Origin of the sequence: Algibacter sp. L3A6, from assembly GCF_009796825.1 — a bacterium.
Taxonomy (GTDB): domain Bacteria; phylum Bacteroidota; class Bacteroidia; order Flavobacteriales; family Flavobacteriaceae; genus Algibacter.
The window spans coordinates 2,658,670-2,672,298 of record NZ_CP047030.1; the positions used below are offsets into that span (position 1 = coordinate 2,658,670).

13 protein-coding genes are annotated in these 13,629 nt (G+C 32.6%); 5 read left to right on the forward strand and 8 right to left on the reverse strand.

Translation table 11 applies throughout. From position 1 onward, the window contains the following. Positions 1–4: 4 nt before the first annotated feature. Complete coding sequence (locus tag GQR98_RS11240) at positions 5–1,501, forward strand: mannitol dehydrogenase family protein (protein WP_159019579.1); 1,497 nt, start codon at positions 5–7, stop codon at positions 1,499–1,501. Position 1,502: 1 nt separating this feature from the next. Continuing rightward, complete coding sequence (locus tag GQR98_RS11245) at positions 1,503–2,384, forward strand: carbohydrate kinase family protein (protein ID WP_159019580.1); 882 nt, start codon at positions 1,503–1,505, stop codon at positions 2,382–2,384. 73 nt (positions 2,385–2,457) lie between these two features. On the opposite strand, the gene GQR98_RS11250 is transcribed toward GQR98_RS11245, so the two are convergent. Beyond that, on the reverse strand, positions 2,458–3,927 hold the full coding sequence (locus GQR98_RS11250) for a mannitol dehydrogenase family protein (RefSeq protein ID WP_233268000.1): 1,470 nt from the start codon (positions 3,925–3,927) through the stop codon (positions 2,458–2,460). Between the two features lie 174 nt (positions 3,928–4,101). Here GQR98_RS11250 and GQR98_RS11255 point away from each other — a divergent pair, with 174 nt between their 5' ends. Beyond that, positions 4,102–4,827 (forward strand): NUDIX hydrolase, encoded by a 726-nt coding sequence (locus GQR98_RS11255; RefSeq protein ID WP_159019582.1) that lies wholly within the window; start codon positions 4,102–4,104, stop codon positions 4,825–4,827. Positions 4,828–4,836: 9 nt separating this feature from the next. Here the strand turns inward: GQR98_RS11255 and GQR98_RS11260 are convergent, their stop codons facing one another. The 7 genes from GQR98_RS11260 to GQR98_RS11290 form a co-directional block, all read right to left on the reverse strand. Continuing rightward, positions 4,837–5,286: a Spy/CpxP family protein refolding chaperone gene (locus tag GQR98_RS11260; protein WP_159019583.1), complete on the reverse strand. Its 450-nt coding sequence runs from the start codon at positions 5,284–5,286 to the stop codon at positions 4,837–4,839. Positions 5,287–5,294: 8 nt separating this feature from the next. Further along, positions 5,295–5,792, reverse strand: coding sequence for a hypothetical protein (locus GQR98_RS11265; protein WP_159019584.1), 498 nt, complete (start codon positions 5,790–5,792; stop codon positions 5,295–5,297). Positions 5,793–5,825: 33 nt separating this feature from the next. Further along, on the reverse strand, positions 5,826–6,368 hold the full coding sequence (locus GQR98_RS11270; RefSeq protein WP_159019585.1) for an RNA polymerase sigma factor: 543 nt from the start codon (positions 6,366–6,368) through the stop codon (positions 5,826–5,828). Positions 6,369–6,666: 298 nt separating this feature from the next. After that, the gene (locus GQR98_RS11275) at positions 6,667–8,496 is read right to left on the reverse strand and encodes an ABC transporter ATP-binding protein (RefSeq protein ID WP_159019586.1); all 1,830 of its coding nucleotides are present in this window, start codon (positions 8,494–8,496) and stop codon (positions 6,667–6,669) included. A gap of 38 nt (positions 8,497–8,534) precedes the next feature. Beyond that, complete coding sequence (locus tag GQR98_RS11280) at positions 8,535–10,265, reverse strand: phospho-sugar mutase (RefSeq protein WP_199270188.1); 1,731 nt, start codon at positions 10,263–10,265, stop codon at positions 8,535–8,537. 111 nt (positions 10,266–10,376) lie between these two features. Then, complete coding sequence (locus tag GQR98_RS11285) at positions 10,377–11,336, reverse strand: glycosyltransferase family 2 protein (protein WP_159019587.1); 960 nt, start codon at positions 11,334–11,336, stop codon at positions 10,377–10,379. A 39-nt stretch (positions 11,337–11,375) separates the two neighbouring features. Then, complete coding sequence (locus GQR98_RS11290; protein ID WP_159019588.1) at positions 11,376–11,906, reverse strand: DUF4199 domain-containing protein; 531 nt, start codon at positions 11,904–11,906, stop codon at positions 11,376–11,378. 161 nt (positions 11,907–12,067) lie between these two features. Here GQR98_RS11290 and GQR98_RS11295 point away from each other — a divergent pair, with 161 nt between their 5' ends. Together GQR98_RS11295 and GQR98_RS11300 are read left to right on the forward strand one after the other, a co-directional pair. Continuing rightward, on the forward strand, positions 12,068–12,319 hold the full coding sequence (locus tag GQR98_RS11295) for a type B 50S ribosomal protein L31 (RefSeq protein ID WP_159019589.1): 252 nt from the start codon (positions 12,068–12,070) through the stop codon (positions 12,317–12,319). A gap of 129 nt (positions 12,320–12,448) precedes the next feature. Beyond that, entirely contained in the window at positions 12,449–13,627 is a 1,179-nt protein-coding gene (locus GQR98_RS11300; protein WP_159019590.1) for a GlmU family protein, read from the forward strand. The last annotated feature ends 2 nt before the right edge of the window (positions 13,628–13,629 follow it).

Below are 13,629 nucleotides of genomic sequence, written 5' to 3' on the forward strand. Positions count from 1 at the left end.
AAAAATGACAAGTTATAAATTAAATAACCAGAACCTATCAAGGTTTGAGGGTGAGGTTGCTATTCCTAAATATAACAGGGATAATGTTAAAACAGGAATTGTACATGTTGGTATTGGGGGGTTTCATAGATCGCACGAGGCGTTTTATACCGATCAATTATTACATGATGAATCGAATGCAGACTGGGGTATTTGTGGTGTAGCATTGCTAGATTTTGATGCTAAAATATATAATACTTTAAAGGAACAAGATGGCTTGTACACTCTAGTTGTAAAAGAGCTAGATGGTACGCTTACTAAGCGTGTAATTGGTTCTATTGTTGAGGTGTTGTACGCGCCTGAAGACCCTAAGAAAGTAATTGAAAAAATGGCTAGCCCAGATGTTAAAATTATTAGTTTAACAATTACAGAAGGTGGCTATAACTATAATGAGGCAACAGGTGAATTCAATTTTGAAAACCCTTTAGTGCAACACGATATAGCTAATGCTGAAGCTCCAAAAACTATTTTTGGTTACTTAACCCAGGCTTTGAAATTAAGAAAGGAACGTGGTTTAAAAGGTTGTACTATTCAGTCTTGTGATAATATACAAGGTAATGGACACATGACTAAAAAGATGCTTTTAAGTTATGTAGGCGTTGCCGAGCCAGTATTGGTTGCTTGGGTAGAAGAGCATGTATCTTTCCCGAATGCTATGGTGGATAGAATTACGCCAGCAACAAGTCCTTCGGATATTTCAAGCTTAAAAGAAACTTCTGGTATTGATGATGCTTGGCCAGTTGTTTGCGAACCTTTTAAACAATGGGTAATTGAAGATTATTTTTCTGCAGGAAGACCAACCTGGGAAAATGTAGGCGCTCAATTTGTACCAAATGTGGAGCCTTATGAGAAAATGAAACTTCAGTTATTAAATGCTGGGCATTCTGTATTGGGCATTTTAGGTGCTTTAATGGGGTATGATACTATAGATGAAGCAGCTAATAATGCTGGGATAAATGCATTTTTAAGAGCTTATATGGGTAGGGAAGTTGCACCAATTTTAAGTGACCTCAAAGGTGTAGATTTAGAAAGTTACGAAGTATCTTTACTACAACGTTTCGGTAATGTTTATATTAAGGATCAAATTGATCGAATTTGCTCGGAAACTTCGGCTAAATTCCCAATATTTATTTTGCCAACTATAAACGCGCAGTTAAAATTAGATGGCCATATTGAACATGCAGCTTTAGTAACTGCGGCCTGGGCTATTTACAGTTTGGGTAATGATGAAAATGGAAAGGCTATAAATGTTAAAGATGTTATGGCATCTGTTTTAAATGAAAAGGCAAAGGAATCTAAAAATTGTCCAACTACGTTTTTAGAAATTGAATCTATCTTCGGGAAATTAAAAGATTCTAAACCTTTTACAGAAGCTTATACTACTGCTTATAAAGATATCGTGAAACACGGTATTGAAAAATGTGTTTTAGAAATGAATATTAATCGTGTAAATTTTATATAAAATGGCAAATATCACAAGTTTTGGAGAAGTCTTGTGGGATGTTTTTCCAACCATGAAAAAAATTGGAGGCGCTCCATTAAATGTTGCAGTTAGGTTGCAATCTTTTGGAAATAATGTCTCTATGATTAGTCGTATTGGTGAAGATGAAAATGGCGAGGAGATCGTTAAATTCATTAAGTCAAAAGGCGTAAATGTTGATGGTGTTCAGGTAGATTCAACTCACAAAACAGGAAAAGTAAAAGTAATATTAGATGAAACAGGTTCTGCTTCTTACGATATTATGTTTCCTCGAGCTTGGGATAAAATAGAGCTTAACGACCAGGTAAAAGCTATTGTTGCTAATGGAGATGCCTTTGTGTTTGGAAGTTTAATTGCTAGAGATGATGTTTCTAGAGAAACGCTTTATGCGCTTTTAAAATTGGCAAAATATAAAATATTTGATGTTAATTTAAGACAGCCATATTATACTGCCGAGGTGCTTAAGTGTTTAATGAGTCAGGCCGATTTTGTTAAGTTTAACGATGATGAAATTTTAGAGATAGCAAGCGATTTGGGTTTAAAGTCTCATGTTTTAGAAGATGCTATTGAGTTTATGGCTAAAGAAACTCAGGCAAAAACTATTTGTGTTACTAAAGGGGGTAAAGGCGCTATTTTATATTTAGATAATACCTTTTACTATAACGATGGTTATAAGGTAACAGTTATCGATACGGTTGGTGCTGGCGACTCGTTTTTAGCTTCAATTATTACACAATTATTAAATAAAACAGCACCGCAAGATGCTTTAAACTTTGCTTGTGCCGTTGGTGCCATTGTAGCAAGTAGCGAAGGTGCGAATCCAGAAATTAAGCAAACAGATATAGAACGAATGATTAGCGGTTAAGAGTTTGTTTTTTGTTAATAGTGCTTGAGAAGCTTTATGAATTTGGTCATAAAGCTTTTCTCGCTTTATAGTGTTAAATTAAATTAGCATTGAAGTTTATAATGCTTTCTTTAATGTTGTGTGTTCTTAGATAGCTTAAATATTTAAAATACTTTTCCGTGAAAACGGTGTGTGTGCTTAAGTCTTTAAAAATCGATTTTATTTCTAAAAACTTAATAGGATTTTGCTGCGATAATGCGGCCATCCTAATTAAGGTGTTACTTATAGAATCGTTTATGTTATAAGGATTGCCTTGGTCGTCAATACCATCATTGTATTTACACCAAGCTGCAATTACAAAAGCTATGTGATTAAAATGTTTTGTTTCTTCTGAAAGCTGAATATTTAGTGTTGATAAAATGAAAATTGGAATTTTAGCCGAACTTTCACTGCAAATCCTAGACAGACTATCATTTATATTTGGGTTCTTAAACCTTGAAATTAAAGTTGTTTTATATTCTTCTATAGTTTTGTTTTTTGCATCAACCAAAGTTGGTGTTACTTCAAGATCCATAAAAGTTTCAAGGAATAAAATAAAATCGTCGTCATTGGCAGCTTCTTGTACGGTTTTGTAACCGTGCAATGTGCCTAGAACACCTAAGATACTATGGCCAGCATTTAAAAGCTGCAATTTCATGTTTTGGTATGGTGCAATATTTTTTACAAACTGAATACCTACTTGCTCCCAATTTGGCTTTTGTTTATAGAAGTTGTCTTCAATAATCCATTCCGTAAAAGATTCGCAAACTACAGGCCACTGGTCTTCTATTAAATAGTCGTTTTTTAGCGCATCTAAATCTTTGTGCTGGGTAACAGGTGTAATTCTATCAACCATTGTGTTTGGGAAGGTTGTATTGCTTTTTAACCAAGGTAATAAGTCGGGTTCATTCTTACTTACGTAATTTAAAAACGACAGTTTCATGGTGTCGCCATTATTCTTAATGTTGTCGCAAGATAAAATGGTACAGCCAGATAATCCGCGAAGTTTTCTAAGTTTAAAAGCTTGCGTTAAGTAACCAAAAACAGTTTTTGGGTTAAATGGATTTACAACTTCTTCCGCTACAGCAGGATGTTTTTGGTTAAATACACCGGTAATTTCATTTAAGTGATAACCATCTTCTGCAATAGTTAAGGAAATAATTTTAATATCAGGGTTTGCCAAGCGTTCAATAACTGCCATTGGGTTTTCTGGTCCAAAAAAATATTCTACAATAGAACCAATTATTTTAGGTTTATGTACGCTAGTGGCATCTTTAGTTATTAGGGTGTAAAGCCCGTCTTGATCTTTTAAGACATTATAAGTTTTTCTATCGGAATCTAATAAATCGATACCACAAATACCGTAACTTAATTCATGATGCTTTTCAATTAAATTGTGCATGTAATACGCTTGATGAGAGCGATGAAAATTGCTCACGCCAATATGTGCAATACTTGTTTTAACTTGGTCGCGATCAAACAGAGGAGTAGAAGCATTTTCTTTTAGCGCTTCTATATTTTCCATGTTTAAATATAAAGAATTAGGCATTTTATTTTGGTATTGTGTGGGTGTTTAAATTCTTTTTAAATTTACATAAAAAAATATTGATTTGCATTGAAAATTTGCGGTTTCATTGTATATTAGAGAATATAAAAATATTTTATTATTTTTTTTATAGATGAATTTTTAAGGTGAAAAATGGATTTTAGGAAGCGAGATAATGTATCGGTAGATTGTGTGATTTTTGGATTAAATGATTTGGGGTTAAACGTTTTATTACGAAAGCGAACCCTGAATATGTTTGATGAAAATTACCCGGTTATCGATGATTGGATGATTACCGGTGGACGTGTTTTTATTAGTAAAACTTTAGAGGAATCTGCCAATGTTATTTTTGAAGGTATTACAGGATATAGCGAGTTTAATAGAACTCAATTTAGAACTTACGGAAATCCAACACGATTAAAATCTGATAAAGATTTACTTTGGGTGCGTAGCCATGGTGTAAAAACCCAATCTATGACGATTGCTTATTATTTTGCACAACCTCTAGACAGTATTGAGGTTAATGAAGATGAGTTTAAGTGGTTTTCTATTGATACTTTGCCGGAGTTAGGCTTCGATCACAGTAAAATTATTAAAGATGCGCACGAGGATTTAAAACAGAAAATTATGGTAGAGCCTATAATATTCGATTTGATGCCTAATAAGTTTACTTTAAATGAATTGCAATTTGCTTTCGAGTCGGTTTTAGAAATAGAACTCGATAACCGAAACTTTAGAAAGAAAGTATTGAAGAAAATATATATTGTTCCTTTAAATGAAACTAAAAAAGGAACGGCTAAAAAACCATCTAAATTGTATGTTTTTAGCCGTGATGTTTATGATAAAGTCTCGGAAAAAGACTTTATTGTTAATGTGTAATCTTTAATATTATTCCGTCTTTCCTTCGCGTTTACGCTTTTTGTATTCGTCAAATAATTTGCGGTTAAAATCATCTTCCGTAGCTTTTAATAAAATTATCTTTTTTGGAGAAATAATTTTCTTCAAGTTAACAATAAGGTTAACGCGCTCTTGGTGTAATGTGTTTTCGGCCTGTACAAATTTATTTAATAATTCTTCAGCTTTAGCATCGGTAAGCGTAGCGGCATTCTCTTTTATTTCTTTACGAATACCACGCATATCTTCATATTTACATTTTCTCGATTTTTCATCGTAGGCATTGTAAATAGGCCAGAATGCTTGCGCTTCTTTAGCTGTTAAGTCTAGTTTTTCCGTAATAAAAGATACTTTTAAAGCTTGTATGCGTTCTCGATCTTTATGTTGAGCAAATACACTTACGGTAAATAAGAGTACGAATAAGGTTGAAATATATGTTTTCATGTTTTTTTTTATTTTATAATTAAATCTTCCATAGAAGTGTTTTCTAGAAAATAGCCTTCCATAGCTTCGTCTGCAAATTCTAAAGAGTCAAAATCATCTTCAGATATATCGTCTACTAATAATAGTGAGGCGATTTCATAGGAGCCTACGTTTTCATCTAAAATATAGTTCTCTACAGTTTCGGTGTCTAGACTGTCCCAGCTTGTTTCTTTTTCAAAAATTGAAAGATTGAATAATAATAGAACTGCGGCAGCAATACTTGAGAAATAAAGTAGATTCTTTTTGCTGAACAAAGGAATCACTTTGGTCGTTTCTTTTTCTGAAACTTTACTTAAAATACTGCTTTCTAGGGTATCGAAATAACCATCGGGAGCTTTGAAACCAGAATCACTTACGGTTTCATTTAGCTTAATTTCAGTCATTAAGCGATCTTCAATATTATCGAAATAATCTTTGGGAGCTTTTAAGCCTGAATTAGTTACGTTATGTATTTTATTTGTTTTCATCTTATTATTAAGACTTGAGTTTTTCTAAAAGGTTTAATCTTGAGTTAAAAAGGCTTCAATTTTTTTGACTGCCAAATGGTAAGATGCTTTTAAAGCGCCTTCACTTGTTTCTAAAATTTCAGACATATCTTTATATTTAATGTCTTCAAAATATTTCATGTTAAAAACCAATTGTTGCTTTTCCGGAAGCGTTGCAATAGCTTGTTGTAATTTTAATTGAATAGCATCGCCTTCAAAATAAACATCGGAAGCTAAATTATTAATAGCTAAATCTTGTACTTCCTGGTTACTTGTCTGTAAGCGTTTGGCATTTTTGTTTATAAACGTAATAGACTCGTTAGTAGCTATACGGTACATCCAGGAAAAAAGTTTACTATCACCTTTAAAATTACCTATGTTTTTATAGATTTTAATAAATGTGTTTTGCAAAACATCATCAGTATCATCATGCGATTTTACAATATTTCGAATATGCCAATACAAGCGCTCTTTATATAGGGTTATTAACTCTCTAAAGGCTGCTTCTTTATGGGTATCCGATTTTAATTGCTCAATGAGCTGTACTTCGTCCGTCACTAAAACTTCTTTATTTCTTAGACTTATAAATATACAAAAGGTTTAATCTGTTATGATGTTTTTTTTTGGAAAATAAAAAATGCTGGTTTTTCAAAGGTTTTAATCTTTTTTATCGTTTAAAGACATATATTTTAGATTAAATGCAAATAAATTTTTGTTTGTAAGATTATTTACCTTAAATTTGCATCAGAAACCTGCTTAAGTTGTTAGATGCCCCAAATCTAACATTAACCTACAAAAAAAGGATAGAAACCCCCAAGTCTCTATCCTTTTTATATTTTACAACGTGTTTTGAAGTTTATTCGAAACTTTGCATATCTACAAGTTTTTTATAAACTCCATTTTTATCAATAAGCTCTTGGTGTTTACCTTGCTCTACAATTTCTCCTTTGTTTAAAACAACAATTTGATCTGCATTTTGAATGGTTGAAAGTCTATGTGCAATAACAATAGAGGTTCTATTTTTCATCATATTTTCTAGAGCAACTTGTACTAAGCGTTCGCTCTCGGTATCTAGGGCAGAGGTAGCTTCGTCTAGCACCATAATTGGAGGGCTTTTAAGTACGGCGCGCGCAATACTTAAACGTTGCTTTTGTCCGCCAGAAAGTTTGTTTCCTGCATCACCAATATTGGTTTCAATGCCTTTTGGTAAATCTTTTACAAACTCCCAAGCATTCGCAATTTTTAAGGCATCAATAACTTCATCGTCTGAAGCGTTTTGTTTACCTAGTTTTAAGTTGTTTTTAATGCTTTCGTTAAATAGAATAGCATCTTGTGTTACAATACCTAACTGCGCACGTAAAGCACTTGTTTTTAAATCACTAATGTTGATACCGTCTATTAAGATTTCTCCTTTGTTTACATCGTAAAAACGAGTGATTAAGTTGGCAATTGTAGATTTACCACTACCAGATTGGCCTACTAAAGCAACAGTTTTTCCTTTAGGAATGGTTAATGAAAAATCTTTTAAAACATAATCATCTTGATATTTAAAGGAAATGTTTTTGAATTCAATTTCAGAATCGAAACTCGTTTTGTCGATAGCGCCTTCTTTATCTTTTAAAGGATTAGGAGCTTCTACGATTTCCTGTATTCTTTCCGCAGCAGCGTTACCTTGTTTAATGTTATAAAGTCCTCTGGAAATTGCTTTTGCCGGAACTAAAATGTTATATGCTAATCCCATATATGCGATAAAAGAACTTCCGTCTAATGTTTTGTCAACTAGAACTAGTTGTCCTCCGTACCATAAAAGTATAGAAATAACTAATATACCCAAGAATTCGCTAGCTGGTGATGCTAAGTTTTGTCGGTTAAGTAATTTGTTAGAAAAATTATAGAATTTACCTGTTGAATCAGAGAATTTTTCATAAAATCTATCTTCAGAATTAAAACCTTTAATGATACGAAGACCTGTTAATGTTTCTTCCAAAGTTGATAGTGTAATACCTTGCTCTTTTTGAACACGATCCGATTTTCGTTTTAAGCTTTTTCCTATTCTGGAAATAACCAAGCCAGAAAGCGGAATAAAAATAAACACAAAAACGGTTAAAGGCACACTTATTAAAAGCATCATAACAATAGTAAAAATAATTGTAAGTGGTTCACGAACAATAAGCTCTAGTGCTGGTAGCATAGAGTATTGTAAAGTTGCTACATCGCCAGTTACACGTGTCATGATATCTCCTTTTTTTTGTTCAGAAAAATAAGAAAGAGGTAGCTCTACAGTTTTTTTATAGACAGTATTTCTAATATCTCTAACCACACCGTTTCTTAAAAACACCATGAAGTAATTGGCTAAATAGCCAAAGATATTTTTTAAAAGAAATAAGATTATAATTAAGCTAACTACAATAAGTAATGCTTTTTGCGGATCATTATCTGTGTGCAGGCTTACTTGGTAAGCTAAATAGTCTTTATAAAAATCTTTAAGACTAGATATGCCTTTATATACCGGTTCTACAATGGTTGCAGTAGGGTCTTTTTTTTCAAATAAAATATCTAGCATTGGTATTAATGCTATAAAAGAAAGTGCCCCAAATAACGCATAAAACACATTAGATATAATGTGTCCTATGGCGAAATTTTTATATGGTTTGGCATACCGAAGTATGTTATAAAAATGATTCATCTAAATTGATGCTTGTTTTATTTAAATTGTTCTGATCCTTAAATAAGGTTCATGCTTTTTAAGATGTCTTCAGCTTTAGCGTCTAACGAAGCTTCGGTTGTTTTAAAATCTTCAACAGCTTTTAGTTCTGTGTTTACACTTACGTAGAACTTAATTTTTGGTTCGGTTCCACTTGGTCTTAATGCTACTTGGCTTCCATCTTCAGTATAGTAAATTAATACGTTAGATTTTGGAACGTCTATTGTATATTCTTCACCAGTAATCATGTTTTTTGAAATTGATAAATCGTAATCTTCAAATTTTACAACTTTAGAACCATTAACAACTTTAAGTGTGTTGTTACGGGCATCCGTCATCATTTGTTTGATTTCTTCAGCACCTTCAATACCTTTCTTGGTTAACGAGATTAATTTCTCTTTGTAAAAACCATGTTCTGTATATAATTGGAGTAATTCATTAAAGAAAGAACTTCCGTTAGATTTTGTAATAGCTGCAATTTCACAAGCTAGTAGGGTAGAGGTTACGGCATCTTTATCGCGAACAAAATCGCCAACCATAAAACCAAAACTCTCTTCACCACCACCAATAAAATCTAATTCTGGAAAATCGTGAATTAATTTAGCTATCCATTTAAAACCAGTTAAAACAATTTTACTTTCTACACCGTAAGATGTAGCTAGTTTTGTTAGCATAGGAGTAGATACAATTGTAGATGCAATAAATTCTTTACCTTTAATTCTGTCTTCTGCTTTCCATTGTTTTAGTAAGAAATCCGTCATCATTAACATGGTCTGGTTTCCGTTTAGTAATTGTAATTCACCATCAGCATTTCTAACGGCTACGCCCAAACGATCACAATCTGGATCTGTACCAATAACGATATCTGCATTTACTTTATCGGCTAATTCTAAAGCCATTTTTAAGGCAGCAGGTTCTTCTGGGTTTGGAGATTTTACTGTTGGAAAGTCGCCATCTGGCACTTCTTGTTCTTTTACAATATGGACATTTTTGTATCCAGCACGTTTTAATGTTTCTGGAACTGTGGTAATTGATGTACCGTGTAATGATGTAAATACAATAGTTAAATCGTCTTTAGCGGCTTGAGTTGCACCAACCGAACCGTTTTGAACCGATGCGTTGATAAAAACATCATCAACATCTTTACCTATATATTGAATTAAATCGTTGTTTGCTTCAAACTTAATATCAGCATAATCTAAATCGTTAATTAAGCCAATAACACAACCATCATGCGGAGGTACTAATTGCCCACCATCTTGCCAGTATACTTTGTAACCATTATATTCTGGTGGATTGTGAGATGCTGTTAATACAATACCACAGTGGCAGTTTAAATGTTTTACTGCGAAAGATAATTCTGGTGTAGCACGTAAATCTTCAAATAAATAAACTTGAATACCGTTTGCAGAAAATACATCGGCAACTAATTTTGCTAAAGATTTACTGTTGTGTCTACAATCGTAAGCAATTACAGCTTTAGGTGTTTCATTTGGAAAAGATTTATGCAAATAATCGCTTAAACCTTGTGTGCTTTTACCTAAAGTATATTTGTTAATACGGTTTGTGCCAACACCCATAATACCACGCATACCACCTGTACCAAATTCTAAATCTTTATAAAAGCTTTCTTGTATATCTTTTGGATTGTTTGCAATACTATCTTTAATAGTTTTTTGCGTTTCGTCATCAAAAGCAGGTGTTAACCAGGCGTTTATTCTGTCTAAAATTTTTGGTTCAATGTGTATCATATATGTATAATTAGTTGTGTAACAAATGAAAACAAAAGTAAACAATTGTTAAAGAATAATTTTTAAAAACAAGCAATTTTGATGCCCTTAAAAGGCGTTTTTAACTATTTCTTAATGATTTTGGTTTAAATTTAATTCATCTTTAATTAAATATCGTTTTTTATCGGGTCTGTTTCTCAAGATAATTTCGCCTAAAAAACCAGCTACAAAAAACTGAGTACCAATAACCATGGTAGAAAGTGCAATGTAAAATTGAGGGCGTTGTGTAATTAGTCTACCTGCGCGGTCTAAAAATAATTTATCGACACCAAGGTAAAATGCAAAAGCAAAACCAATGGCAAACATTATAAAACCTAATGCTCCAAAGAGATGCATAGGGCGTTTTCCGAAACGAGATAAAAACCAAATGGTAATTAAATCTAGAAAACCATGAATAAAACGATCCATGCCAAATTTGGTTTCACCATATTTTCTGGCTTGGTGCTGTACTATTTTTTCACCAATATTAGAGAAGCCTGCGTTTTTTGAAAGCACCGGAATGTAACGGTGCATTTCGCCATTAACATCAATGTTTTTTACAACTTCTTTTTTATAAGCTTTTAAGCCACAATTAAAATCGTTCAGTTTTACTCCCGATGTTTTTCTGGCAGCCCAATTAAATAGTTTTGATGGAATGTTTTTAGCTATTACAGAGTCGTAACGTTTCTTTTTCCAACCCGAAACCAAATCGAAACCATCCTTTATAATCATTTTATAAAGATCTGGAATTTCGTCCGGGTTATCTTGTAAATCGGCATCCATGGTGATAATTACATCGCCTTCCGCTTTTTCGAAACCAGCATGTAAAGCCTGAGATTTTCCAAAATTCCGTAAAAACCGAATGCCTTTTACGCTATTATTTTGCGTTGAAAGTAAGGTGATGATATTCCATGACTCATCTTTACTTCCGTCATCAATGAAAATAATCTCGTACGAAAATTGATGCTTTTGCATAACGCCAGCAATCCAATCGTGCAATTCGGTTAAAGAGTCTTGTTCGTTAAGTAGTGGTATAACTACTGATATATCCATGTAATTTTTTTCAGATAATAAAGTTCAAAAATACTGAAATTATTCTGCGTCAGGGTTCTTTTTTTTCATTGCTGCTGCAACTATTAAACCAATAATACTAAACATAACTAAGTAGCCGGCTAAACTTTTAGCGATGTTGGCTAAAGAATAATTGTTTTGAGCTTCCATGTTTTCAACGGTTTGGTCGATAATATCACTTGGAGAATTAAAGCCTTCCATCATTTGTACTGTTTTTTCAATAGTAATATCTTTTAAAACAGTTGCTGCTTCTGGATCGATAAAGTTGAATAATATATAAGAGACTAAAATACTAATTAGTAAACCTAGCGCAACAGTAATAAAATATGCAGTAAAAGCTTCTTTAAAAGTAGCGTAACTGTTTTGAGCTTGTTTAACTTTGGCTACCGAAACAATTCCGAAGACAATAATAGTAATTAAAATGAAGGCGCCTAACCAAGTATTTATTAATAATTCAATATTTACAGCGTAAGGAATTATAGTGATTAGAGCTAGAAATGCTCCTAAATACAATCCGAAATTAGTAGCAATAGATTTTAAAGTTTTTTCCATGATATTTTGATTAAATTATTTTAGTTGAATTGTTAGTGTTCAAAGATACTAAAACGTTACATTTGTACCAGAGAAAAATAAAATGCAAAAAATATTGTGAATTTATAAAATTTACTTAAATTTGCACTTCCAAAATTGAAAAGAATAAAAAGCATTTAGCGATGAGAAAAGGTATACACCCAGAAAATTATAGATTAGTAGCGTTTAAAGATATGTCTAACGAAGATGTGTTTTTAACAAAATCTACAGCAAATACAAACGAAACTCTTGAGGTTGACGGTGTTGAATATCCATTAATAAAAATGGAGATTTCTAGAACGTCTCATCCTTTTTACACTGGTAAATCTAAATTAGTAGATACAGCTGGTCGTATTGACAAGTTCAAAAATAAATACGCTAAGTTTAAAAAATAAATTTAGTCTACATTTAATATATAAAGCCTTCATATTTAATATGGAAGGCTTTTTTGTTTTCTATATTTAAATTACATTTGAATTCATAATTGAAGTTTATATTGATGAACTTTTAATTTTACACTTAAAATGAATTATATACTTTTTGACGGTCCTTCAAGGAACAATCTACTGCCTTTTACTTATACAAGGCCTGTTGCAGATATTAGAGTAGGCATATTAACTATTCGTGAAAAATGGGAAAACTATTTAAGTTGTACAACAACTACGATAACTGAAGATTATTTAGCTGATAAATATCCGATGGTGGAGATGGAAGTTAACGTTATGATTAACGCATCGTATTTGCCAAATAAGGCATTAGTTGCAAAAATTAAAGCGTTAGAAGAAAATCAAGCTATTTTTCAAGGTGACGATGTTATTGCTTTTTTTGCAGTAGAAGGACAAGAAGATATTGATTTTGACGATTACAAAGCCATTGAATTTGATGGTGACGTATTAAAAATTGAAAATACGTGGGATATTTTTTCTAAAAACGGCGATGCAATTAAGGCCGATTTTGAATTAATTACAGAAGATAGAAAGACTGAAACCATCTCGGAAACCAATAATATTATAGCTCCAGAAAATATTTTTATAGAAGAAGGAGTAAAATTAGAGTACGTTTCGTTAAACGCTACAAACGGACCAATATATATAGCTAAAGATGCAGAAATAATGGAAGGTGCGCTTATTCGTGGGCCTTTTGCTTTATGCGAATCTTCTACCATAAAAATGGGAGCCAAAATTTATGGTCCAACAACAGTAGGTCCTTTTAGTAAAGTAGGTGGCGAGGTTAATAATTCGGTTATTTTTGGGTATTCTAATAAAGGACATGAAGGCTTTTTAGGGAACTCTGTATTAGGTGAGTGGTGTAATTTAGGTGCCGACACCAATAATTCTAACCTTAAAAACAACTATGCTGAAGTGCGTTTATGGGATTACCAAACAGAAGGTTTTGCTAAAACAGGCTTACAATTTTGCGGTTTAATGATGGGTGACCATAGTAAATGTGGAATAAACACCATGTTTAATACAGGAACCGTAGTTGGCGTAAGTGCAAATATTTTTGGAACAGGGTTTCCTCGTAATTTTGTACCAAGTTTTTCTTGGGGCGGTAGTAGTGGCTTTACTACTTACTTAACAAAGAAAGCTTTTGAGGTAACTAAAATAGTTATGAGTAGACGTGGCATTGAATTCAACGATCAGGAAGAAGCTATTCTGGCCCATGTTTTTGACGAAACCAAAAAGTTTAGAAGGGAAGAATAGGT

Coding starts and splice junctions, on each gene's coding strand:
- GQR98_RS11240 (WP_159019579.1), top strand. CDS start 5: ATGACAAGTTATAAATTAAATAACCAGAACCTATCAAGGTTTGAGGGT.
- GQR98_RS11245 (WP_159019580.1), top strand. CDS start 1,503: ATGGCAAATATCACAAGTTTTGGAGAAGTCTTGTGGGATGTTTTTCCA.
- GQR98_RS11250 (WP_233268000.1), bottom strand. CDS start 3,927: ATGGAAAATATAGAAGCGCTAAAAGAAAATGCTTCTACTCCTCTGTTT.
- GQR98_RS11255 (WP_159019582.1), top strand. CDS start 4,102: ATGGATTTTAGGAAGCGAGATAATGTATCGGTAGATTGTGTGATTTTT.
- GQR98_RS11260 (WP_159019583.1), bottom strand. CDS start 5,286: ATGAAAACATATATTTCAACCTTATTCGTACTCTTATTTACCGTAAGT.
- GQR98_RS11265 (WP_159019584.1), bottom strand. CDS start 5,792: ATGAAAACAAATAAAATACATAACGTAACTAATTCAGGCTTAAAAGCT.
- GQR98_RS11275 (WP_159019586.1), bottom strand. CDS start 8,496: ATGAATCATTTTTATAACATACTTCGGTATGCCAAACCATATAAAAAT.
- GQR98_RS11280 (WP_199270188.1), bottom strand. CDS start 10,265: ATGATACACATTGAACCAAAAATTTTAGACAGAATAAACGCCTGGTTA.
- GQR98_RS11285 (WP_159019587.1), bottom strand. CDS start 11,336: ATGGATATATCAGTAGTTATACCACTACTTAACGAACAAGACTCTTTA.
- GQR98_RS11290 (WP_159019588.1), bottom strand. CDS start 11,906: ATGGAAAAAACTTTAAAATCTATTGCTACTAATTTCGGATTGTATTTA.
- GQR98_RS11295 (WP_159019589.1), top strand. CDS start 12,068: ATGAGAAAAGGTATACACCCAGAAAATTATAGATTAGTAGCGTTTAAA.
- GQR98_RS11300 (WP_159019590.1), top strand. CDS start 12,449: ATGAATTATATACTTTTTGACGGTCCTTCAAGGAACAATCTACTGCCT.